We start from the raw sequence: 21148 nt of genomic DNA on the forward strand, positions 1-21148 counted from the left end.
GCTAGCGGTAGTCGAGCTCGGCCAGTTCGGCGGCCAGTCGGCGGCGCAGTGCGGGGATGCGGGAGGCGATCGGGAGCACGGTGTCGCGTGCGGCGCGCAGGGCCGGGTTGCGGGTGGCCGCGATCCGGGTCATGCGGTCGGTGAGGGCCACCACGCGCAGGGCGACGGGCCGGCGACGGGCCTCGTAGCCGTCGAGGGTCCCCTCGGCGAAGGCGCGGCCGAGCGCGTAGGCGTCCTGGATCCCGGTGTTCATGCCCTGGCCGCCGGCGGGGCTGTGCACATGGGCGGCGTCGCCGGCGAGCAGCAGGCGACCTGCGCGGTAGCGGTCGGCGACGCGGTGGTGGATGCGGAACCGTGAGGACCAGGCGAGCTCGTGGACGGCGGCCTGGCCGGGCGCGCGTTCGTCCAGCAGCCCCTGCACGAAGGCCAGGTCCGGTGCCGCGGGGGCCTCGGCGACGCTCGCGACCACCCGGTAGTGCCCGCCGGGCAGCGGGGCGACGACGGTGAGCCCGGCGGCGCCGAGGGTGAGGGAGACCTCGCCGGCGCCCGGAGCCCAGTCCATGAGGACGTCGGCCAGGACGAAGGACTCCTCGTACGCGCTGCCGGTGAAGGCGATCCCGGCGGCCTCCCGGACCGCGCTGCGCATCCCGTCGGCGCCGACGGCGTGGCCGGCGCGCAGGGTCTCGCCGGTGGCGGTGGTGAGGGTCACCCCGTCCGGGTCCTGGGTGATCCCGGTGACCTCGTAGGGGCGGTGGACATCGCCGCCGAGGGCCCGCAGGCGGGCGAGGAGGACGGCCTCGGTCCGGTCCTGGGGGACCATCAGCGCGTACGGGTGGGCGGTCGGCAGGCCCTCGAACCCGACCTCGGCGAGCGGGCGGGCGCCGTCGCGGATCCGGAACGTGCCGACCGGGACGCCGCGGCCGATCAGCTCGGCGGAAAGGGCGCGGGAGGGGTCGAGCTCGTCGAGGACTTCGAGGGTGCGGGCGTGCACGACGGCGGCGCGGGAGGTGTTGGCGCCCTCGGCCTGCCGGTCGAGGAGCACGAAGTCGATGCCGGCCTCGGCCAGGGTCACGGCGAGGGCGAGGCCGGTGGGGCCGGCGCCGACGACGGCGACGCCGGTGGTGGCGGGGAGCGGGGCGGGGCTGGTCATCGCTGGCCTCCTCCAGTAGGCCAACACATGTTGGCCAACGGCTGTTGACTGAAGGATGGCGCTGCCGGGCTGGCGTGTCAACGGTTGTTGGCCTACGGTTGTTGACATGACGGCACGACGCACCTCCGGCCACACCAAGGCGGCCATCCTGCGGGCCGCGCGCGAGCGCTTCGCGGTACAGGGCTACGAGCGCACCACCATCCGGGCCATCGCCGCGGACGCGGAGATCGACCCCTCGATGGTCATGCGGTACTTCGGCAGCAAGGAGCAGCTCTTCGGCGCGAGCCTGGCCATCGACCTGCGGCTGCCGGATCTGGGCGCGGTGCCGGCGGCGGAGCTCCCCTCGGCGCTGGTGCGGCACTTCGTGGCGCGGTGGGAGGGCGACCCGGCGGACGACGCGCTGCTGGTCCTGCTGCGCTCCGCCGTGACGAACGAGCAGGCGGCGGCCCGGATGAGGGAGATGTTCGCGGCACAGGTGGTCCCGGCACTGGCAGCGGCCCTCGGCCCGGAGCGGGCCGCGAGGGTGGCGGGCCTGGTCTCGACCCAGCTCCTGGGCCTGGCCCTCACCCGGTACCTCCTGAAACTCCCCGGGGTGGCCTCCCTGTCCCCGGAGGCCGTGGTCGACGGCCTCTCCCCCGCCCTGGCGGCCACCCTGGCGACCCCCTAGGTGTGTTGCTCGGGGAGGTTGGTGCCGCGGCCGGCGGGTGTTTGGCCGCCGATGCCGGTGTGGGGTCGGTGGTAGTTGTACCAGTGCAGCCAGTCGGTGAACGCCTCCATCCGTTGCCGGTCTGAGGTGTAGGGCCGCTGGTAGGCCCATTCCTCGAGCAGGGTGCGGTGGAAGCGTTCGACCTTGCCGCTGGTCTGGGGCCGCCATGGCCGGGTCCATCGGGGGCTGATCCCCAGGTCACGGCAGGCCTGGCGCCAGGTGTTCTTGCTGTAGGCCCAGGCATTGTCGGTCAGGACCCGTTCGACGGTGATCCCGAGGGACGCAAACCAGGCGGTGGCCCGCGCGAGGAAGGCAGCGCAGGTGGGTGCGGTCTCGTCGGCGAGGTCTTCGGTGTAGGCCAGGCGGGAGTGATCGTCGAGTGCGGTGTGGAGGTAGGCCCAGCCGGTGCCGGTCTTGTTGCGCCGGCCTTCGGCCCGGCCGAGGGTCCTGTGGCCGCCGCCGTCGGGGATCCGGCCCAATTTCTTGACGTCGACATGGACCAGCTCGCCCGGCCGGGCCCGTTCGTAGCGGCGCACGGGCTCCCCGGTGGCCCGGTCCAGGGCGGCAAGGGGCGGCAGGCCGTTGCGCACGAGGATGCGGTGGGCGGTCGAGGGGGCGATGCCTTGGGCATGTTCGGGGCCCGTTTCCGGGGCTCAGCGAGCGATCCGCCCGTGCTCGCGCTCGTGCGCACGGCCGCGGCAGGGCCAACCGGAGGAGGGTCCGGCGTGGTGGGCGGGGGTATGCCTGTGCGCCCGGTCGAATCTTGGCGTGAGACCCGGCGCGGCCGGCACGGGTACCGAGGAAGGGCGCTCTTCGATGTGGTGTTCGAGTCGTGGTCGGGCGCGGCTGGCTTTGGCTGCCGTGGTGATGGTGAGCGGCGGTTTGCCCTGGGTTGCGCCGACGGCCTCGGCCGCCGCGGCGGTGCCTTTGCCCCCTGGATGTTCTCAGACCGGCGGCACGGTCAACTGCACGATCACCGCGCAGGGATATACGCCGATTCCCGTCGCGCCCGGAGTGTCGGTGCACGTCACCAAGGCGCAGGGCGCTGCCGGCGGGCCCGGGGGCGGCGGCGTGTCCATGAGTCAGGGCGGTGCCGGGGACACCGTGAGCGGAACCATCGTGGTCCCGGCCGGCATCACGACCCTGTACGTCGGCGTCGGCGTGGGTGGCGGCGCCGCCGGCGCCACCAGCACGGGATCGCCTGCCGGGGCGGGTGGCGGGGCCAGCAGCGTGTCAACCTGCGAGCCCACCGTGAGCGGGTGCACCCTGACCGGCGATCCGTCGACCGACCCGCGCCTGATCGTCGCGGCCGGCGGCGGGGGCGGGGGCAGCGACCTCATTGCCAACCACACCAACGGCACCGGCGGTGCCGGAGGTGCGGGCGGTACGGGTACCCCCGCCGGCAGCGGCAACGGCAGTCCGGGCGGCATGCGGCCGAGCGGCGGCGCCGGGGGCGGGGGCGGTACGGCGACGGCAGGCGGTACCGGCGGTGGCTCCTGCTCCTTCGGTGCCACGGGCCCCGCCAGCACCAACGGTGATCACGGCACCGGCGGCCAGGGCGGCGGGGGCGGCGCAGCCGGCGGTGGTGGGGGCGGGGGCTGGTTCGGCGGCGGAGGCGGCGGAGGCTGCAACCTCGTTCAGTACACGCCCACGGTTGCATATGGCAGTGGTGGGGGCGGAGGCGGGTCGGACCACGTCCCGGCCGGCGGTCAGATCAACCAGGGGACGGGAACCGGCACGGGTGAGGTGACGCTCACCTACACGCTGCAGTCATCGACGAGCACGTCCCTGACCTCGGCGCCGAACCCCTCGCGGGTCGGGCACACGGTGACCTACACCGCCACGGTCAGCCCCACACCGGACGGCGGCACCGTCCAGTTCACCGACAACGGTCAGCCCGTACCCGGATGCACCGCGCCGGTCCCGGTGTCCACCACCACCGGCACGGCCGTCTGCACCACCACGCCGCAGACCACCGGCGCCCACAACATCACCGCCGCCTACAGCGGTGACGCGGCCTTCTCGCCCAGCACCTCCCCCATCCGCACCCAGATCGTCACCCAGGTGCCGTGCCAGACCCTGGTCGGGTGCAATCTGAGCGGCTTGAACCTGACCGGCGCGAACCTTCAGGGAGCGAACCTGATGGGTGCGAACCTGAACGGTGCGAACCTGACCGGCGCCAACCTCCAGGGGGCGAACCTGACCGGTGCGAACCTGAACCGTGCGAACCTGACCGGCGCCGTGATGACAGGAGCGACCGTCACCGGGGCGAACCTGAACCGCGTGATCTACGGCAACACCACCTGCCCGGACGGTACGAACAGCGACAACCACGGCGGCACCTGCACCGGACACCTGTAGCCCGTCGACCCGGGTGGGAACACCTCGGTCACCACGACTCCGCCGCGGCGGCACCCACCTCAGCGGACCAGGCGGCTGCCCCCGCGGCGGAGTCGGAAGGCCAGGACGACGATGTCGACGATCAGAACGGCCACGCCGACGACGAGGAGGTAGAACAGGCCTTCGGCGAGCACTCCGATGAATCCGAGTACGACGGCGACGAGGAGCAGGAGCAGGAACAGTGCCATCGGGTCCTCCCGCGGGAGTGGTCAGCGCCGGGCCAGGCGCCGCTCGCCGCCCGATCCCGGCTGGTGGGTCAGCTCGTAGTGGGCGAAGAGCGCCGGTTCGTCCTCGGCCGCCAGGACGTCGTCGATGCCCATCGACGGGGAGGCCTTGACCGCCTTCCGGGAGTGGGCGACCTTCAGGTAGCCGGGCCCCACCATCGCGCCGGCCAGGGGTACGAACACCAGGCGGTGGCGGGTCGGCAGCCCGACGGTGACGGTGGCGAAGGCCGGCTGGTCGGTGGCCGTGTCGACGTAGACGGACTCCATCGTGCCGATCTTGTGGCCGTCGGAGTCGAGCACGTCGTGGCCGCGCCACTCCCGGATGTCACTCGCCTCGAACATCACGTCTCCGCTTCTCCTGCGGGCATGCGCCCCACCCTCGGGGGCGGGAGTCGTCCCACACCGCACCTGCCCCGCCCACACGGGCCCAACCTCCTCCCGGGCCGCTACGGCCACCAGGTGCCCGGCAGCGCGTGCCGGGCACCTGGTGCAGGGGGGCCTGTGGTGGGTGCGTGCGTGAGCGGTTCAGGGTTCCTGGCGGCGGTCGCTCAGGGAGTCCTTGATCCCACGGGCCTTTTCCTCGGCCTTGCCCGCGGCCTCGCGGGTCTTGCCCTTGAGCTGGTCCGATTTGCCCTCGGCCTGCATCCGCTCGCTGCCGGTCGCCTTGCCCGCGACTTCCTTGGCCTTGCCCTTGGCCTGCTCCATCTTGCCCTTGGCCTTCTCCGCCATGAGGAATCTCCCTTTTCCGAAGAACGGTCGGTCGCTGCACAAGCTAGGCGAAGTCGGGAGGATCCGCTCGTCGGGGCGTGCGCCGAGCAGCCGGTGTGACGGTCCGGGGTGCGCACCGGCGGGCCTGGGACGACGATGGTCGGCGTACCCCGTCCGCCGTTGTGAGGAGCCGGCCCGTGCTGGAGCGCACGCTGAAGAAGGACCGCACCGAGGTCACCTTCGTCCTTCCCGCCGACAGCCCGCCCGGCCCCGTCAGCGTCGTCGGCGACTTCAATGACTGGAATCCCGGCGTCCACACCCTCAAGCCCCGTAAGGACGGCAGACGGGCGGTCACCATCGAGCTCCCCGGCGAAGCCGTCCACTCCTTCCGCTACCTCGCCGCGGGCGACTACTGGTTCAACGACGAGAGCGCAGGCGATCAGGACGGCCCCAACAGCCGCCTCCACACCTGACCTCCGGACGGTGTGACACCCGGCGTGCGGCCTCGACGGCGCCGCCCTCGCGAAGGCTCGGCCTCCCGCGAGGGAGCCGGGCCTACGGTGGAGGAGTGGGAGCGGGCGGCAGCGCCGAGGTGGACCGCGAGGTCACCGTCTGCCTCGCCGGCGACGTGATGCTCGGCCGGGGCATCGACCAGGTGCTGCCGCACCCGGGTGACCCGCGGCTCGCCGAGCCGTGGGTGTCGGACGCCCGCGCATACGTCGAGATGGCCGAAGCCGTGAACGGACCGGTCTCCAGGGCCGACGGCTACGACGGGCCGTGGGGCGACCTGATGGCGGAACTTCGGGCCACCGGGCCCGACGCCTGGGTGTTGAACCTGGAGACCAGCGTGACCCGGGCGGACGGTTTCGCGCCCGGGAAGAGCGTCCACTACCGCATGAACCCGGCGAACGTGCCCTGTCTGACCGCGGTCCGGCCCGACGTGTGTGCACTGGCCAACAACCACGTCCTCGACTTCGGCCGGGACGGGCTGGCCGAGACCCTCGACAGCCTCGGCGCCGCCGGGCTGCGCACCGCGGGTGCGGGTGTCGATGCAGCCGAGGCGTGGCGGCCGGTCCGGGTGGTGCTGCGGTCTGCCTCGTCCGGTACCGGGTCCACGTCCCGTCACGGGCCGCGGCTCCTCGTGTTCTCGATCGGATTCCCCTCGAGCGGCATCCCGCTCGACTGGGCCGCCGGCCCGGACCTCAGTGGCGTCGCCCTCGCCTCCGCGCCCTCGCCGGCCGCCGCCGCCGACCTGGTCTCCCGTATGCGGGCCGCCCGCCGGCCGGGCGACCTGACAGCCGTCTCGGTCCACTGGGGTTCCAACTGGGGCTACCGGGTCCCGCCCGAGCACATCCGGTTCGCCCACGCCCTCGTGGACGGCGGCGCCGACCTCGTCCACGGCCACTCCTCACACCACCCCCGCCCCCTGGAGGTCCATCACGGCCGGTTGATCCTCTACGGCTGCGGGGATCTGGTGGACGACTACGAGGGGATCAGCGGTCACGAGCAGTACCGCAGCGACCTCCGCATCCTCTACACCGCCCGCCTCGACGGGGCCACGGGGGCGCTGCGAGGACTGCGCCTGACACCTTTCCAGGCCCGACGCCTCACACTGCACCGGGCCCGCCTCCGCGACGCGTACTGGCTGCGCGCCGCGCTCACCCGGCACGGCAGTCCCTTCTCCACGACCCTCGCCGTCGGCAGCGACGGGGTGCTCACCCTCACCCCGGGGAAACGCGGGGTGTGACTCCAGACCGCGCGCCCGGCCCCACCCGGTATCGGCGCTCCCGCCGGACCGCCGGCCTTGGAACCACCGTGAGGTGCCGCAGTGAGGCCGTGCGCACTTCGGTGGCGCCCGCCGCTGCCGAGTGCGCGCACGTCCGCCCCGCCACTGCAGGGTGAGAATGGAAGCAGCGGGTACCGCCGGGATCGAGCAGGCCTGGCCGGGTATGGATGAGGCGGTTCGCCGATCCGAGTGCCGAGAGGTGGTGGCGACGATGGAACGCCTGGCCCCCCTGGTCGTAGGAGTCGACGGTTCCGATTCCAGTCTGGCCGCGGTGGATTGGGCCGCCGATGAGGCCGCACGACTCGCTCTTCCCCTGCGTATCGTGTACGCCTCCCTCTGGGAGCGCTACGAGGGGGCCGCACCGGACTGGAGCCTGGACCGCCCTTCCGGACAGGTCCTCGCCGAGAACATCGTGGCGGCCGGCGCCGAGCGTGTCGGGCGGCACAGACCCGGTCTGCAGGTCACGACGGACATCGCGGCCGAGGACGCGGTGAGCGCTCTGCTGCGCGAGGGCCCCATGGCACACGCCGTCGTCGTCGGCTCGCGCGGCCGCGGGGAACTGGCCGGTCTTCTGCTCGGATCCGTGGCGCTCGTCGTGGCGGCCAGGTCCTCCGGCCCGGTCGTCGTCGTACGGGGGGACCGGCAGGCCCTGGAAGGGCGCCACGGCCGCGTACTGCTCGGCATCGGCGCCTACGACGTGGAGTCCCCGGCCGTGCGCTTCGCCTTCCGCGAGGCAGCCGCGCGGGACGCGGACCTCGATGTCGTCTGCGCCTGGCGGCCGTCGCCGCACGGACCGGTCGACCAGATGGCCCTGCCCGGCGACCATGAGGAGCGGGCGGCGGCGCTCCTGGACAAAGCCGTGGCAGCCGCGGCCCGGGAACATCCGCAGGTGCGGCTCCACCGGACCGCCCTCGAAGGCACCGCACGCAAAGTGCTCACGGAGCGGTCTGCCGCAGCGGACCTCCTGGTCGTCGGCGCACGGCGTCCGGGCGCCCCGATCGGCATGGAACTCGGGAGGGTCGCCCACCGGGCCCTGCACCATGCCCACTGCCCTGTCGCAGTCGTCCCGCAGCACCACGGCGCACCGGTCCCGAAGGCATCGTGACGGGCCGGGCTCGAGGGCGTTCGCGCTCTCGGACGGTGTTCGCCCGGCTGCGTGTTCGGCGGTGCGGGATCGCGGCGCGGCCGTCGGACCCAGTGCGGCTGCGGTTGACACGGCTGACGCCCGGCGGGGCGGCGTGTCCCCCGTCGGGGCCCGCATCGCCGCCGTAGCGTGGTTTCGGGGTGCGTGGCCCTGCCGGGCGAACCGTCGATGCCGGCGGCTGCGGCACGGACCTGGAGGAGCGGGGATGAGCGTGTGGTCGCGGCCGGGCTCTGCCCCCGTCGCAGCGCTCGGGGCGGAGCCCGACCCGTGAAGGTCTCGCCGAAGGTGACGTTCGCGGCGCTGGCGGTGCCGAACTTCCGTCTCTTCTTCGCGGGCCAGTCCGTCAGCCTGATCGGCACGTGGATGCAGGCTGTGGCCCAGGCGTGGCTGGTGCTGCAGCTGACCGGGTCGGGGACGGCCCTCGGGCTGGTGGTCGCCGCACAGTTCCTGCCCGTCCTGCTGGGCGGCCCCTACGGCGGGCTGCTGGCCGACCGGGCCGACAAACACCGGCTGCTGACGGCCACCCAGTCCACCCTGGGAGCCCTCGCCCTGGTGCTGGGGCTCCTGACGGTCACCCATGCGGTCCGGCTGTGGATGGTCGTGGTCCTGGCGGTCGCGCTCGGTGTGGTGAACGCGGTGGACCTCCCCACCCGCCAGACGTTCGTACCGGAGCTGGTCGGCCCGGAGCTGCTGCGCAACGCGGTCGGCTTGAACAGCATCATGATCAGCGCGACACGCGCGATCGGCCCCGCGGCGGCGGGGATCCTGATCGCCACCGTCGGGGTCGGGGCCTGCTTCCTGGCCAACTCGGCCAGCTTCCTCGCCGTCCTTCTCGCGCTCCGCCTGATGCACACCGACCGGCTGCAACCCGCGGGGGCCGTCGAACGGGCACCCGGCCAGCTGATCGAGGGCCTGCGCTACGTGCGCCGCACGGCCGGTCTGTGGGCACCGCTGGCGATGATGGCCCTGATCGGCACCTTCGCCTACGAGTTCCAGGTCGTACTGCCGCTGCTGGTCAGCACCGTCCTGCACGGCGGAGCGCCTACCTACGGATTCCTCACCGCCGCCATGGGGCTGGGCTCCGTGGCCGGCGGACTCGCCGTCGCCGCCCTGGGCCAGGCCGGCGTCGTCCCCTTGGTCGGCGCTGCGGCCGGCTTCGCCGCAACGCTCGCCGCAGCGGCGGCGGTGCCGACCGTGCCCGCCGAAGTGGCGGTCCTGACCCTGGTCGGGGTGGCCAGCACGGTCTTCCTCGCCCTCGGCAACACGACCCTGCAACTGATCAGCGATCCAGCGTTCCGGGGCCGGGTCATGGCCCTGTGGTCCGTCACCTTCCTGGGCAGCACCCCCGTCGGCGGACCCGTCGTCGGCGTGCTCTCCCAGCACCTCGGTCCCCGCGCCGGGCTCGCCCTCGGAGCAGGAGCCTGCCTTGCCGCCGTCGTCCTGGGCCTGCTGGCCCTGCCGGCGATCCCGCAGGCGGACCGCTTCGTCGAACGTACGAGATCCCGCCGGCCGCCTCCTCCGCCCGACACCGAGACCGACCGGGCCTGAGGCTCCACCGCGAGACCCCACGGAGGAGGGAGCCCGCTCGCCGGCCCGGTGCACGGGCTCCGTCAGGCTGTCCGTCTCATCCCCGTCCCGTTCCCGGCCCCTCGTCGTGGGGCATGCGGCGCCGACGACGGTCAGGAGGCGGCGCAGACGGTCTCGACGAAATGACCGATCTGCTCTTCCGTGAGGTGTCGGGCGAGGTCGGCTTCACTGATCATGCCGACCAGCCGGTGGTCTTCGATGACGGGCAGGCGCCGGATGCGGTGCTCCTGCATGATCTCCAGCACCCGGCCGGTGTCCGCATCCGCGGCCACCGTGAACGGCTTGCCCTGAGCGAGCATTCCCGCCGTCATGTGGTGGGGATCCTTGCCCTTCGCCAGGCACTTCACCACGATGTCACGATCCGTGATGATCCCGTGGAGCCGGTCGTCCGGCCCGCAGATCGGGAGCGATCCCACCCCCAGTTCGCTCATGCGGCGCGCCGCGTCCATGAGGCTCTCGTCCTCCTGCACGCAGGACGCGCCCTCGTGCATGATTTCTCGCGCCGTCGCCATGGCCTCCTCCTCGCGCTGGGGGCACCGGCGGAAGTTTCCCCGAAACAAGGGCCCGCGCGGCTGCCCCCGGTCCGGTGCTGTCGCGAACGGCCTCGACCGGCCTTCGCGTCCTGTACCGGTCCGTCCCTCCCCATTCTCCGTCCCGGTGGTCGGCGGCGCGAGCGCGGTCGGGTCGGCCGTGTGCCACCTTCGTCGCGGCGGGCCGTGCGCCCCGGGCCCCCGTCCGTTGTCACCCCACGCTGGGCCGCGGCGACCCGGCCCGCCGCGGCGAGCGTGAGCAGACCCGTCGGGGGACACCCGTCGTCACCGATGACGGGAATGGCCGGCCGGTTGTGCCGGAGGGGCCGACCGGTGCCTTTCGCCGCCCCCACCGTCCCCGACCCGGCGATCACGCCCGGTGCCGGCCCGGGCGACCGGTCGCCTCGTACCCCTGACACCGCCCTTCGGGGTGCAGACCGTGCTCCCCGGCACGACGCTGGAAGCAGGGCGTGCTCCCCTCCGCACGAACGGCATCCGTCGCGGAGCCGGCCCGGGCTCCCCGTCGTCCGCGGCAGTACCGCGCACGGCGAGCGGCGGAAGGCCTGCAGGCGGGTCCCGGCCGCGACGGGAGGCCACGCATGGTGTTCTCTGACCGAACCGCCGCCGGCAGGCTGCTGGCTGCCGACGTCGCCCGGCTCGCCCTGGCCCGGCCGGTGGTCCTCGGTCTGCCGCGCGGCGGGGTACCCGTGGCCGCCGAGGTGGCGAGGATCCTGGGGGCGCCGTTGGACGTGATCGTGGTCCGCAAACTCGGGGTACCGTTCCAGCCCGAGGTGGCCTTCGGTGCCATCGGGGAGGGCGGCGTACGGCTCGTCGACGAGGCGACGGTCGGGGCCGCCCGCCTCGGGGAGCGGGACTGCGCGCGGGTCGAGGAGGCGGAGCGGGCGGAGCTGCAGCGGCGGCTGGCGCGCTACCGCCGGGGCCGGGAACGGACGCCGCTCGCCGGACGCGTCGTGGTCGTCGTGGACGACGGGATCGCCACCGGGTCGACGGCGTCCGTGGCCTGCGAGGTGGCGCGGCGGCAGGGAGCGGCGCAGGTGGTCCTGGCCGTGCCCGTCGCAGCGCCGCAGGCATGGGAGAAGCTCCGGCACGAGGCCGACGCCGTGGTGTGCCTGTCGGCGCCCGCGCGCTTCTCCGCCGTGGGCCAGTGGTACCAGGACTTCCCGCAGGTCGGCGACGAGGAGGTCGCGGCGCTGCTGGCCGCTGCGGCGAGGGCGGGCCCGCATCCGGCGCAACCGGCCGGGGCCGCGAGCCCGGTGGAGATGGGCGAGGTGGTGGTGGACGCCGGTGGAACGGCCCTGCCCGGGCTGTTGGCCGTGCCCGGGGATCCCGCGGGCGTCGTCGTCTTCGCGCACGGCAGCGGCAGCAGCCGCCTGAGCCCCCGCAACCGCCGGGTGGCCGAGGCTCTCAACGACGCGGGACTCGCGACACTGCTCTTCGACCTCCTCACCCCGACCGAGGCGCAGGACCGGACGAAGGTCTTCGACGTCCCCCTCCTCGCCCTCCGCCTGACGCAGGCCACGCGCTGGCTGCGGTCGAGGCTCCCCCTGCACGTCTGCTACTTCGGTGCGAGCACGGGCGCCGCGGCGGCCCTCGCGGCCGCGGCCGAACCGCGGTCGGAGATCGCGGCGATCGTCTCCCGGGGCGGCCGTCCGGACCTGGCCCTGACCCGGCTCGAGGCGGTGCGCGCTCCGACCCTGCTGATCGTCGGCGGCGCGGACCTGCAGGTCCTGGACCTGAACCGCCAGGCCGCCGCACACCTGCGCTGCGAGCACCAGGTCGCCGTGGTCGCCGGCGCCACGCACCTCTTCGAGGAACCCGGGGCGCTCGACGCGGTGGCTGACGCGGCACTGGGCTGGTTCACCCGTCACCTCGCGCCTCTGACCGCCACGGCACCGCGGTCGACCGACCGGCACAGGACGTGACGGCCGGCCGGGTGGGACCCGGACAGCCCTCGCGCCCCACGAGACGGTGGGGCACGGTGGTGGGGAGCGCGTTCCCCGGGGCGCCGGGGGCCGGCTGCGCGGCCGGGCCGCTCAGGCGGCCGTGGCCAGTTCGCCGCTGATGTGGTGGGCCCAGGACTGGATCCGCTCCGAGTCGCGGAAGTCGCCGCCCTTGCCGTGCCGGACCATCGCCTTGGCGATGATTCCCGGCGTGTGTTCGGTGATGCTGCCTCCGAACGTGACGTGCTCCCGGGCGCCGAGCCGTTCCATCTGCCTGGCCACGGCCGGCACCGGCGGGATCTCGTGCTGTTCGGCGCTGCTGTCCAGCGGGCCGCTGCTGAACAGGAAGACCGGACGGTGCCTGAGGTACTGCTCGTTGCGTTCCGCGCAGTGCAGGGCCTTGCCGCTCCAGCGGCCGGCGTACAGGGCACCGCCCAGGACGACCGCGTCGAAGCCCCGGACGTCGTCCACGTCGTCGGCCGGAAGCACCACGGCGTCAAGACCGTCCTCGCGCAGTGCCCGTCCGATCTCGGAGGCGATCCCGGCCGTCGCGCCGTGCCGGCTGCCGTAGGCGACGAGCACCCTCTTGGCGGTCATGTCCGCTCTCCTGTCCGCGGGGCCCGGGTTCGCTTGACGGGAATGCTGCGGCGGCCGGCGGGGGGTTCGGCCTCCATCGGGACCCGCACCGTGAGGATCCCGTCCTCATAGGCGGCCTCGACCCCCTCGGTCGGGATCTGTCCGGGCAGCCGTACGCTGCGGAGGAAGGATCCGTAGCGGAACTCCGAGTGGTCCTTGTCCTCCGTGCTCTCCGTGTGCTCGGCGCTGACCGTGAGCGTGTCGCCGTCGACGGTGATCTCGACGTCCTTCTCGGGGTCCAGCCCGGGCATTTCGGCGCGGAGCGTGTACGTGCCCCCGCTGCTGGTCACCTCGATCGGGATCGGGTGGGTGCCCGGGCCCGGCCGCCACATGGGGAAGCGCGGGAAATCGGCTCCGAGCCAGTCGGTGAGGTCGGGGAAGAGGCTGTGCCTCCGCTCCATCTGTGTGCCTGCCATGGGGTGCTCCCGGGTCCTCGGCACCGTGTGACGGCGCCTTCGTGGGGTTCCTGTCACCACTGTCGGCCTGTCGGCCCAGGGCCCGCTTGGGCCTGTCGGGGCACCGCCGGGACCATTCGGCCCCGGGCCGCAGGGCGGGGCTTCCCGGTCGCCGCCGGCCTGGAGCCCGCCCTCGACCGCCTGGCCCGGTAGGAGGTGACGGCGGACGACGTCCGCGTGTTCGCCGAGGCGCTCCACCGGCCGACGGCGGATCCGGCGCAGCTGGTCGGTCGCGGCCCGGGGGTGAGGTCCGCCCGGTCCCCGAGGGGCCGCCCGGTCCTGGCCGGTGAGCCCCTGCCGGAAGTCACGGCGCCGCTCGCCCGGGCCCAGCGCGTCTGCCGGGCCGGCTCCGCCACCGGACCGCCGTCGCCTCCGAGGCGCGCCGTGTCCCGGCCGCCCGCGGCCGATCGGTGGTCGACTCCTCGCTGTCCTCGGGTCCCCGAGTGCCGCCTGTTTCACGGACGGTACTCCACCCGGCGGCCCGTGAGCCGGTCCGGAGCCAGCGTCATCCAATGGGTGCGCTCTCCGCCCGCCCAGGGCGTGGCGTGGGCGGCCTCGGCCAGGCCTTCCAGCACGTCGGGACGGGAGGCGGCCGCGAGCACTCCCACGGCCAGGACGCTCCACCCCTTCGCGGCCACCTCGTCGATGCGCTCCGCCTCGAAAGCGGCCTCGGTGCCCGCGGCCCCTGCCAGCACCGTGCCGGCGGCGGTCCGGAAGGCGACCCCGTCGTCGACGACCAGGTAGTTCACCGGGAGGACGGCGGGGCCGTCCGCGGTGAAGACGGCCACCCGGCCGATGCCCCGGACGCCGAGCAGCCGTCGGCACTCCTCCTCGCCCAGGACGACAGGCCGGGCTTCGGTGTGGGGCGGTCTGCCCGGTCGCGCCGGACCGGGATCGGCGCGGGTGCCGGCCAGGGCGCCGACGGTGGTGCCGAGCGCCTCGGCGAGGCGGGCGAGCGTCCCGACCGTCGGAAGGGCGACGTGGTCCTCCAAGGAGGCGATGTAGCGCGCGTCGGCCCCGCAGCGCTCCCCCAGCTCCTCGCGACTCATTCCGGCCGCGGTTCGACGGGCGGCGATCCGCCGCCCCAGGTCGGTGGTCATGGTGGGGGTCCTCCTCCGGCCGGTGGATCGCCGTGTCGTGCCGCTTCCGACGGGACGCTCCCGTCGCTGTTCCCGCTACAGCCAGGCTGGGCCGCGACCGGGCCGCTCCGCATGGGCCGGTCGGTCCCCTCCGCGCGGCGGAGCCGTCCCCCGCGGTGCTCTCGGCGGAGGCCGGAACACGGCGGCGGAAGCCTTCGCCGCACCACGGGGCGCCGCATGGAACTCCGCCCGGACGTCGAGCACACTGGTGGAGCGGACGCGCCGGTGGACCGTTCGGCCCCGGGAGGGGGCCACGGGGCACGCGCCGGGAAGCCGGGGGCACGCGAAGACCGGAGATGGACTCGACCCAGGAGGCCGTCAATGAGCACCCCGTCACCCACCCGAATCGCCACGGCACTGCCGCCGGACTGCCGCACGCGCCTGATGGAGATGGCCCGAGAGGTGAACTTCACCGAGGGGGCCCGCCTCTTCCGCGAGGGCGGCCACGCCGACAGGTTCTGGATCGTCCGGTCCGGCACCGTCACGCTGGACGTCCACGTTCCCGGCCGCCGGGCCGCGGTCGTCGAGAATCTGGGCGCCGGCCAGCTCGTCGGCTGCTCCTGGCTGTTCAAGCCCTACACCTGGCACCTGGGCGCCGAAGCGATGACCCCGGTACGCGCCTACGAGTTCGATGCCGAGCGCGTGCGGATGCTGATGGACTCCGATCCCGTATTCGGCTCCGCCCTCGGCCGCTGGGTGGCCGAGGTCCTCGCCCACCGTCTGCAGGCGACCCGCGTCCGCCTGCTCGACCTGTACGCCCCCTACGGAAGCGGCAGCTCCCTGTGAGTACCGTCCGCCCGGCCGCCGTCGCCCCTGCACAGGCGGTGCCGGCCGTCTTCCGCTCCGGGCGGGCCTACTCGGCCACGGGGTGTCCGGCCGCCTTCTCGTGCAGGTGCCGGACGTGGGCGTCCGGGCCCGGGAAGAACACCGTCGTACGGCCGGTGTCGGACCAGCGCACGTCGTAGGGCGGCGTTCCGTCGTCGTGGTGCAGGGCCACGACCTCCCCGTCCCGGCCGGGCCGCCCGACGACGGGCCCGCCCACGACGATCTGGTCGCCGACCCCGGCGTGGATCCCGGACCCGTGTTCCCGTGCATGGGCGTTCATGATCGTGCCTTTCTGTGGAATGCGCCCCGCAGGAGCCGCGCGGCCGCGAATGCGCACAGTGCGGCGGCCGCGGCGAGCCACGTGCCGGCCCAGCCGACGGGCTCGGTGTCCAGCAGCGAGCGCAGGGAGGGGACGTACAGGGCGGCCACTCCCAGGACGGCGGACGCGGCGGCGGAGGCGGGCAGGAAGAGGTTCTCCCGGGTCATCAGACGGGCCCTCAGTCCCAGCGCGACGCCCAGCTGGGCTGCGAGCAGGGCCAGGAAGAGCACGCTCTGCCAGGGCAGCCCGAGGGCGCGGGCGGCAGCGCCGGCCAAGAGGCTGACGGCCGTCACGGCGGATGCGAGAACCAGGAGGCGCTGCCAGACGCCCGCGGCGAGGATGTGCTGACCGGGCGGCCGGGGCGGGCGCCTCATGGCCTGCGGCGCTACGGGCTCCGCGCCCATGGCCACGCCCGTGAGGCCGTGGGTGAGGAGGTTGATCCACAGGATCTGCCCCGCACGCAGCGGCAGGGCCAGGCCCAGCAGGGGACCGATCAGCATCACGAGGATCTCCGCGGCTCCGCCGGCCATGGCGTAGACGAGGAAACGCCGGATGTTGTCGTAGACCCGGCGGCCTTCCTCGACGGCCGTGACCACGGTGGCGAGCTCGTCGTCGGTGAGGACGAGGTCGGCGGCCTGGCGTGCCACCTCCGTGCCCCGGGCACCCATGGCGACGCCGATGTCGGCCTGGCGGAGGGCGGGGCCGTCGTTGACTCCGTCGCCCGTCATGGCGGTGACGGCACCGCTCTCCCGCCAGGCGTGGACGATGTCCAGCTTCTGTTGCGGGTCGGTGCGGGCGAAGACCCTGACGCCGGTCAGGTCGGTGTCCGGCGCGGCGGCCAGCTCGGGGCCGGTGAGGACCTCGCCCGGCTCCCCGTCCCGGACGAGGCCGGTGCGTTCGGCGATCGCGCGCGCCGTCGCGGGGTGGTCGCCGGTGATCAGGACGGGGGTGATGCCCGCGTCCCGGCAGGCCGCCAGGGTCGCGGCGGCAGCGGCTTTCGGCGGGTCGCTGATGGCGATCAGCCCGAGCAGCCGCAGTCCCTGCTCGGCCTCGACGGCCGGCAGGTCCCACAGGAGCCGTTCCGTGCCCGCCACGGCCAGCACGCGGAACCCGTGGGCGGCCCGGGCGGCGGCCTCCTCGCGGGCCCGGTCCAGCAGCGGGGGCGGGTCGGCGAGCACGCGGGGCGTGAGAACGGCTTCGGGTGCCCCTTTGAGGCAGACCAGCACGTTCCCGTCGGGCAGGTGGTGCACCGTGGTCATCCGCTTGCGCAGGCTGTCGAAGGGCGCTTCCGCGATCCTCGGGCAGGCCCGGTGGAGCTCGGCCGGGCCGGGGCAGCCCGCTTTGGCAGCGGCTGACAGCAGGGCGGCCTCCATGGGGTCGCCGACGGCGCTCCAGGTGTCCGATCCGGGTCCGGGTGGCTTGAGGACCGCGTCGTTGCACAGGGCCGCCGTGGTGAGCAGCTCCCGCAGCGGGCGGAGCGCTTCGGGCGTCAGCAGGCGCCCCGCGCGGGTCAGCTCCCCGTGCGGGGCGTATCCGGTGCCGGACACGTCGGCGCCGCCCGAGGGCGTCCACAGGTGCTGGACGACCATGCGGCCCTCGGTGAGGGTGCCCGTCTTGTCGGTGGCCAGCACGCTCACCGACCCGAGGGTCTCGACGGCCGGCAGGCGGCGGACGAGAGCGCCGCGTGCCGCCATCCGGCGGGCTCCGAGGGCGAGGGCGAGGGTGACCACGGCCGGGAGGGACTCGGGGACCGCGGCGACGGCCAGGCTGATGGCGGTGACGGCCATCGTGCCCGGAGCCAGGTCCCGCAGCACGCCGAGGGCGAAGACCAGCACGCACAGGGCGATGGTGACCAGGGCGAGTACGCGTCCCAGGGACGCGAGCCGGCGCTGGAGCGGGGTCGGTTCGTGGCCGCCGTCCAGGAGTGCGGCCATGCGGCCGAGGGCGCTCGCCGCGCCGGTGGCCGTGGCGGTGGCGGTACCGCGACCGCGTACGACGACGGTTCCGGCGGACACCGTCCCGCCCGCGTCCCTGTCGACCGGTTCCGACTCGCCGGTGAGCATGGCTTCGTCCATCAGGAGCGCGGACGCCTCCGTCAGCACGGCGTCCGCGGCGACGATGTCCCCCTCTCCCAGCAGCAGGGTGTCCCCCGGTACGACCAGGGCGGCGGCCACCTCGTGCGGGGCTCCGTCGCGCCGGACCCGGGCGTGAGGGGCCGAGAGGGCGGAGAGCGCGGCGACGGCGCGGTCGGCCCGGACCTCCTGGGCGACCCCCACCGTGGTGTTGACGACGATCACCAGTCCGATGACGACGGCGTCCGGGTGGTCGCCGATCGCGATGGTGAGCACGGCGGCACCGAGCAGCACCATGATCAGGGGGTCTCGGAGCTGGGCGAGCACGCGCTGGTGGAGGGGCGTCGGCGGGGGCGGTGCGACCTCGTTGCGGCCGTATCGGGCCAGCCGGCGTTCGGCCTCGGCCCGTGACAGCCCCGAAGGGTCCGGGGCCTGCGGGGCTCGGACGGGCTGCGCGTCCGTCGCGCGGCAGGTCACGTCGGCCTCATCGCTCCGGGACGGTGGTCACCGGGCAGCGGGCACGATGTGCGCACGGGGACGATGAGCGATCCCGCGATGACCGCGGAGGGGAGGCCTTCTCGCGGATCGGTTGCCACGGCCTCCTCCGGATGGCGTTCACGGAAGAGGTGGCGCGGGTGCGCTTCGTCGGCGGCCCGGGCCTGGGGCAGGCGCCACTCCCGTTCGGGGTCGATGCCCACGAGGACGTCACGAGGAGATTCCCACGGGCCGGTCATGACCCGCTCCCGGAGTCGGCCCCCGCTCGGGGGAGGAGGAGGACCGGGCAGTGGGCGTGGTGCAGCACGCGGTGCGGGACGCGGCCCAGGCTGCGGCCGAGTCCGAGGGCGGTGGGTGCCCTGCGCCCGCCCATGACGAGCAGGTCGGCACGACGGGAGGCCTCGACGAGAACGCCGGCCACGGAGAGGCTCTTCTCCGCGTCGCTCTCGACCGCAAGCTCGGGGAACTCCGCGTGGACCCTTTCCGTGACGGCCTCCAGAACCGACGCGTGCTCGTCGGCGATCGCGTCGACGTCGTCGAGCATGGGCGCCACGCTGCCGACCGACTGGAGGATGTTCCACACGTGCAGCAGCCGCAGCGACGCCTTGCCCAGCTCGGCCTCCCTCGCGGCGTACCGGGCGCACACGAGGTCGTGCTCGTCACGTACGGCGGCGAGGACCGTGCCCCGCCCACCCGCCTCGTCGACGCCGCGGACCACGATGACCGGGGTCCGCGCGGCGGCTGCCGTTTCGAGGCCCACAGAGCCCAGCATGAGCGAGTCGAAGCCGCCCAGACCTCGGTTGCCCACCACGAGCGTGCCGTGCAGGCCGCCGGCCCTGTAGAGGCTCGTGACGGCGTCCGCACGGCTGAACTCGGTGGTCACCAGCAGACCGGGATGCTCGGCCGCGACGGCCTTCGCCGTTTCGTCCAAGAGCGCGCGGCCGGCCGCGCGGACCTCTTCGACCTTCTCCGCGGACAGGTACAGGGCCCTGCCGTCGGTGTCGGCCCCGTGGACGATGCGCAGGGGGCGGCCGCGGCGCACGGCCTCCCCTGCGGCCCAGAGGGCAGCACGTCGGGCCGGCTCCGAGCCGTCCACCCCGACGATGACCGAGCTGGTGTCCGGGGTACGGATGGTGCTTTCCACGGTTACTCCCCACAGAGAGGCCGATGGGGGGGACACCACCCACGCTGACACCGGCGGTGCGGTGGGAAGAGGGCCGCACGGGACCGCTGCCAGGACCAAAGGTCCCCATCGTGACGGCCCGGCTCCGCCGCGCCGCAGCCGGGTGGCCCTTCCGGTCCCGGAGAGGGGCTGTTCGGCCCTCGACTGCCTCCTTCCTCCCGGCGGAGGGTGGGCAGCACACGACGCAGGGCGTCGGGCTCCCGCGGCACGGCACGACTTGCCGTGGTGGCGCCGGGCCGCCGCAGGAAGGAGCTGGTCGTCGTGAACAGCCATGTAGCGGTCGGAGTCGACGGCTCCGCCGAGGGCCGGGCGGCCGCCCGCTGGGCCGCCCAGGAGGCCGTCCTGCGCCGAGTGGCCCTACGGCTCGTCCACGCCGTGGACTGGCCCCTGGACCCGCTCGTCCCCGGCCTGGGCCCACAGGACGTGGACCGGTGGGCGGACCGGGCCCTGGCCGACACGGCGCAGGAGCTGCACCGGCGCCATCCTCACCTGGAGATCACGACGCGCTGCCCGAGAGGCCGTCCCGCGGCCGCCCTCGCCGCCGAGGCCGCCGACGCCTCGCTGCTGGTGCTGGGCTCGCGCGGGCTGGGCGGCCTGGCCGGCTTCCTCATCGGCTCGGTGGCGCTGTCCACCGTGGTCGCCACCGACGCCCCCGTCGTCCTCGTCCGCGTCGCCGACGACCCGGACGTCGTCGGCACCCGTACGGCCGCCGAGGTGGTCGTCGGCGTCGACATCCGCGAGGCGGGCGACCGGATGCTCGCCTTCGCCTTCGAGGAGGCGCAGCGACGCGGATGCCCGCTGCGGGCGGTGCACGGATGGAAGATGCCCCCCGCCTACGCGTACGTGCCCTTCTTCGACCCGGACAACGAGCGGGACATCGGCCGGAGCGTGGCCCACATGGTCGACGACATGGTGCTGCCCTGGCGGCACAAGTTCCCGGACGTCGAAACCACCACCGGCGTGTTCATGGGATCCGCCGGCGAACGGCTCGTCCAGGGCTCCCGAGGAGCGGGACTGCTCGTGGTCGGCCGCCACCGGCGCCGCTCCCCGCTCGGCGTGCACCTCGGGCCCGTCGCCCACGCGGCACTGCACCACGCGGCAGCGCCCGTGGCCGTCGTCGCGCACGACTGACGCGTCCCCGCCCTCCGCCGGCCCGTCGCAGAGGAAGAGCCATGGAACACCTGCGCACCGTCGACGACGTCATGACCCAGGCCGTGGTCTCCGTCGACCACGACACCGCCTTCAAGGACATAGTGGAAACGATGCGGATGTGGAACGTCAGCGCCCTCCCCGTCCTGTCCGCGGGGGGAAAGGTGACCGGCGTCGTCTCGGAAGCCGACCTGCTGCTCGCCGCAACGCACATCGACCCCGACCGTGCCATCACTGCGGAGCGGCTCATGACGCGCCCGGCCGTGACGGTGACGAAGGACACCACGATCCAGGCCGCGGCGCGCCTGATGGCGCGCCGCCACCTCAAGCGCCTGCCCGTGGTCGACGGCGACGGCCACCTGATCGGCGTCGTCAGCCGCGGCGACCTGCTGAAGGTGTACCTCCGGTCCGACGCCGACATCGGAGCCGAGATCCGCGAGCTGATCACGGGCCTCCTCGTCCAACGCGGCTCGGCCGAGATCCACGTCCACGTCGCCTGCGGCGTCGCCTACCTGTACGGCTCCCTGCCCGATCCCACGCTGGAAGACGTGGTGGTGCGCGCCGCCGCCGCCGTACCGGGAGTCGTGGACGTCAGAGCGGACTTCACGGTCACCGTCCCCGCGTGACACCCGGGCACCCGACGAGCAGCGGAACCCGGGAGCGGCCGGCGTCCCGTCCG

General features: G+C 74.0%; 21 protein-coding genes and 1 pseudogene. 10 read left to right on the plus strand and 12 right to left on the minus strand.

Annotation, left to right across the window (positions count from 1 at the left end; translation table 11 throughout):
• Position 1: 1 nt before the first annotated feature.
• Entirely contained in the window at positions 2 to 1150 is a 1149-nt protein-coding gene (locus tag ACIRBY_RS03910; protein WP_403895687.1) for an FAD-dependent oxidoreductase, read from the minus strand.
• Between the two features lie 106 nt (positions 1151 to 1256).
• Here ACIRBY_RS03910 and ACIRBY_RS03915 point away from each other — a divergent pair, with 106 nt between their 5' ends.
• Entirely contained in the window at positions 1257 to 1817 is a 561-nt protein-coding gene (locus ACIRBY_RS03915; protein ID WP_403895690.1) for a TetR family transcriptional regulator, read from the plus strand.
• Here ACIRBY_RS03915 and ACIRBY_RS03920 read toward each other — a convergent pair.
• Positions 1814 to 2479, minus strand: a pseudogene (locus ACIRBY_RS03920) (IS481 family transposase); the annotation flags it as partial. The gene ACIRBY_RS03915 and the pseudogene ACIRBY_RS03920 sit on opposite strands and share 4 nt — an antisense overlap.
• A 481-nt stretch (positions 2480 to 2960) precedes the next feature.
• Here ACIRBY_RS03920 and ACIRBY_RS03925 point away from each other — a divergent pair.
• Positions 2961 to 4217: a pentapeptide repeat-containing protein gene (locus ACIRBY_RS03925; protein ID WP_403895692.1), complete on the plus strand. Its 1257-nt coding sequence runs from the start codon at positions 2961 to 2963 to the stop codon at positions 4215 to 4217.
• Positions 4218 to 4276: 59 nt separating this feature from the next.
• Here ACIRBY_RS03925 and ACIRBY_RS03930 read toward each other — a convergent pair whose 3' ends face one another.
• The 3 genes from ACIRBY_RS03930 to ACIRBY_RS03940 all read right to left on the minus strand — a co-directional run bounded on the left by ACIRBY_RS03930 (position 4277) and on the right by ACIRBY_RS03940 (position 5209).
• The gene (locus ACIRBY_RS03930) at positions 4277 to 4444 is read right to left on the minus strand and encodes a hypothetical protein (protein WP_403895695.1); all 168 of its coding nucleotides are present in this window, start codon (positions 4442 to 4444) and stop codon (positions 4277 to 4279) included.
• Between the two features lie 21 nt (positions 4445 to 4465).
• Positions 4466 to 4822, minus strand: a complete 357-nt coding sequence (locus ACIRBY_RS03935) for a PRC-barrel domain-containing protein (RefSeq protein WP_403895698.1) — start codon at positions 4820 to 4822, stop codon at positions 4466 to 4468.
• A 183-nt stretch (positions 4823 to 5005) separates the two neighbouring features.
• On the minus strand, positions 5006 to 5209 hold the full coding sequence (locus ACIRBY_RS03940) for a CsbD family protein (RefSeq protein WP_403895700.1): 204 nt from the start codon (positions 5207 to 5209) through the stop codon (positions 5006 to 5008).
• A gap of 176 nt (positions 5210 to 5385) precedes the next feature.
• Between ACIRBY_RS03940 and ACIRBY_RS03945 the strand changes: the two genes are divergently transcribed.
• The 4 genes from ACIRBY_RS03945 (at position 5386) to ACIRBY_RS03960 (ending at position 9666) form a co-directional block, all read left to right on the plus strand.
• Entirely contained in the window at positions 5386 to 5661 is a 276-nt protein-coding gene (locus ACIRBY_RS03945) for an isoamylase early set domain-containing protein (RefSeq protein WP_403895702.1), read from the plus strand.
• A gap of 158 nt (positions 5662 to 5819) precedes the next feature.
• Complete coding sequence (locus tag ACIRBY_RS03950) at positions 5820 to 6935, plus strand: CapA family protein (protein ID WP_403896878.1); 1116 nt, start codon at positions 5820 to 5822, stop codon at positions 6933 to 6935.
• A gap of 250 nt (positions 6936 to 7185) precedes the next feature.
• Complete coding sequence (locus ACIRBY_RS03955; protein WP_403895705.1) at positions 7186 to 8079, plus strand: universal stress protein; 894 nt, start codon at positions 7186 to 7188, stop codon at positions 8077 to 8079.
• Between the two features lie 306 nt (positions 8080 to 8385).
• Positions 8386 to 9666 carry an MFS transporter gene (locus ACIRBY_RS03960; protein WP_403895708.1) on the plus strand — a complete coding sequence of 427 codons (1281 nt, stop codon included), beginning with the start codon at positions 8386 to 8388 and terminating at the stop codon, positions 9664 to 9666.
• A gap of 131 nt (positions 9667 to 9797) precedes the next feature.
• Here the strand turns inward: ACIRBY_RS03960 and ACIRBY_RS03965 are convergent, their stop codons facing one another.
• A complete protein-coding gene (locus ACIRBY_RS03965; RefSeq protein ID WP_403895710.1) occupies positions 9798 to 10217 on the minus strand; it encodes a CBS domain-containing protein in 420 nt (139 codons plus the stop codon).
• 617 nt (positions 10218 to 10834) lie between these two features.
• On the opposite strand from ACIRBY_RS03965, the gene ACIRBY_RS03970 reads away from it, so the two are divergent.
• The gene (locus ACIRBY_RS03970; RefSeq protein ID WP_403895713.1) at positions 10835 to 12178 is read left to right on the plus strand and encodes a phosphoribosyltransferase family protein; all 1344 of its coding nucleotides are present in this window, start codon (positions 10835 to 10837) and stop codon (positions 12176 to 12178) included.
• Between the two features lie 111 nt (positions 12179 to 12289).
• Here ACIRBY_RS03970 and ACIRBY_RS03975 read toward each other — a convergent pair whose 3' ends face one another.
• The 3 genes from ACIRBY_RS03975 to ACIRBY_RS03985 form a co-directional block, all read right to left on the minus strand.
• Positions 12290 to 12793: a flavodoxin domain-containing protein gene (locus ACIRBY_RS03975; protein WP_403895716.1), complete on the minus strand. Its 504-nt coding sequence runs from the start codon at positions 12791 to 12793 to the stop codon at positions 12290 to 12292.
• Positions 12790 to 13248: an Hsp20/alpha crystallin family protein gene (locus tag ACIRBY_RS03980; protein WP_403895719.1), complete on the minus strand. Its 459-nt coding sequence runs from the start codon at positions 13246 to 13248 to the stop codon at positions 12790 to 12792. Before ACIRBY_RS03980 ends, ACIRBY_RS03975 begins: the two co-directional genes overlap by 4 nt.
• A gap of 494 nt (positions 13249 to 13742) precedes the next feature.
• Positions 13743 to 14387 (minus strand): helix-turn-helix domain-containing protein, encoded by a 645-nt coding sequence (locus ACIRBY_RS03985; RefSeq protein WP_403895721.1) that lies wholly within the window; start codon positions 14385 to 14387, stop codon positions 13743 to 13745.
• A 360-nt stretch (positions 14388 to 14747) separates the two neighbouring features.
• Here ACIRBY_RS03985 and ACIRBY_RS03990 point away from each other — a divergent pair, with 360 nt between their 5' ends.
• Complete coding sequence (locus ACIRBY_RS03990) at positions 14748 to 15212, plus strand: Crp/Fnr family transcriptional regulator (protein WP_403895723.1); 465 nt, start codon at positions 14748 to 14750, stop codon at positions 15210 to 15212.
• Positions 15213 to 15279: 67 nt separating this feature from the next.
• Here ACIRBY_RS03990 and ACIRBY_RS03995 read toward each other — a convergent pair whose 3' ends face one another.
• The 3 genes from ACIRBY_RS03995 to ACIRBY_RS04005 form a co-directional block, all read right to left on the minus strand.
• Complete coding sequence (locus tag ACIRBY_RS03995) at positions 15280 to 15531, minus strand: DUF1918 domain-containing protein (protein ID WP_403895725.1); 252 nt, start codon at positions 15529 to 15531, stop codon at positions 15280 to 15282.
• Positions 15528 to 18119 carry a cation-translocating P-type ATPase gene (locus ACIRBY_RS04000; RefSeq protein ID WP_403895727.1) on the minus strand — a complete coding sequence of 864 codons (2592 nt, stop codon included), beginning with the start codon at positions 18117 to 18119 and terminating at the stop codon, positions 15528 to 15530. Before ACIRBY_RS04000 ends, ACIRBY_RS03995 begins: the two co-directional genes overlap by 4 nt.
• Before the next feature lie 253 nt (positions 18120 to 18372).
• Complete coding sequence (locus ACIRBY_RS04005) at positions 18373 to 19281, minus strand: universal stress protein (RefSeq protein ID WP_403895729.1); 909 nt, start codon at positions 19279 to 19281, stop codon at positions 18373 to 18375.
• A 300-nt stretch (positions 19282 to 19581) separates the two neighbouring features.
• Here ACIRBY_RS04005 and ACIRBY_RS04010 point away from each other — a divergent pair, with 300 nt between their 5' ends.
• Positions 19582 to 20451, plus strand: a complete 870-nt coding sequence (locus ACIRBY_RS04010) for a universal stress protein (RefSeq protein WP_403895731.1) — start codon at positions 19582 to 19584, stop codon at positions 20449 to 20451.
• A gap of 41 nt (positions 20452 to 20492) precedes the next feature.
• Positions 20493 to 21095 (plus strand): CBS domain-containing protein, encoded by a 603-nt coding sequence (locus tag ACIRBY_RS04015; RefSeq protein ID WP_403895733.1) that lies wholly within the window; start codon positions 20493 to 20495, stop codon positions 21093 to 21095.
• Positions 21096 to 21148 lie beyond the last annotated feature (53 nt).

This window comes from Streptomyces sp. NPDC096136 (genome assembly GCF_044763325.1).
Lineage (GTDB): Bacteria > Actinomycetota > Actinomycetes > Streptomycetales > Streptomycetaceae > Streptomyces.